General features: G+C 35.7%; 1 protein-coding gene. It reads right to left on the minus strand.

The features are described from left to right. The coding region (locus tag ABEG63_RS21515; protein WP_346587488.1) for a transposase at positions 1-866 on the minus strand (866 nt) is incomplete at its 3' end. Positions 867-977: the final 111 nt, after the last annotated feature.

Below are 977 nucleotides of genomic sequence, written 5' to 3' on the forward strand. Positions count from 1 at the left end.
CCATCTGCCAAAAGTCTTTCATAAAATACCTTACAATGGGCATTGTGCTTAATTGCCGTCCATGAACAGACATATAATAAGCCTCGGATATGGGTCTTGGAAGTTCTGCATTTTCCAGGTGAATACGATTTCTTGCCCGATTGATAAATCCTTGGGGCTAAACCAAAATATTTTGATAAAGATTTGGCTGATTTAAAGTTTTTAAAGCCTGAAGTAGCTGTCATTAATTGTAATGAGGTTTTTTCTCCGATCCCGGAAACTGATTGTAATAGGCTTTTGGTTTCTTTAAATTCCGAATCCTGAAGAGCGGGAAGGCGTTTTTCTACTTCCAGAATCTCTTTATCCAAGTGTTTTAGCCTTCTTTCATAATGTTTTTCAGTATCTGCATTGAGGTGAGCATGGTAGCGAAGAGATTTTAGTTTTACAGCATAACGGCGTTTTTCTTCCTCCAAATCATTCAACAATTTAAGTTCCTGATCCAGATATTCAATTTCAACACTTTTTGCAATATATATTTCAGGATCAAACATTTCTCCATAAAGACGAATCAATTTAGCATCTTCTGCATCGGTTTTACTGATGATATTCTTCATTCTTGCAAAATGCTTTACAGACATGCAATTGATTAAACTGGAATTAAAACCCTGAGATAAAGAAAGATGCAGGATTCGGCTACTATAATTGCCCGTGGCTTCTATAACCAGACAGTAATCTTCTGGTGAAATTTTTTTGAGAAAGGATAAAATCGAGCGCTGAGTATTTGCAATATTCAAAACCTGATCCCGGTCTTCTAAATCATTAAAACTTACCGTTAAAAATTGGGCGCCAACATCTACTCCAATCACTTTTTTTGATATTTTTGACATATAAAATTCTTTTTATTAAGAGGTTTTCTTCTGATCCACCATGGTAAAAGTGATGACCAAACAACGTTCTATCCGGATTTGGAAGAAAACAGCAGCAGGGGAATAAAATCG

It is taken from the genome of Chryseobacterium sp. C39-AII1 (assembly GCF_039672645.1).
GTDB lineage: Bacteria > Bacteroidota > Bacteroidia > Flavobacteriales > Weeksellaceae > Chryseobacterium.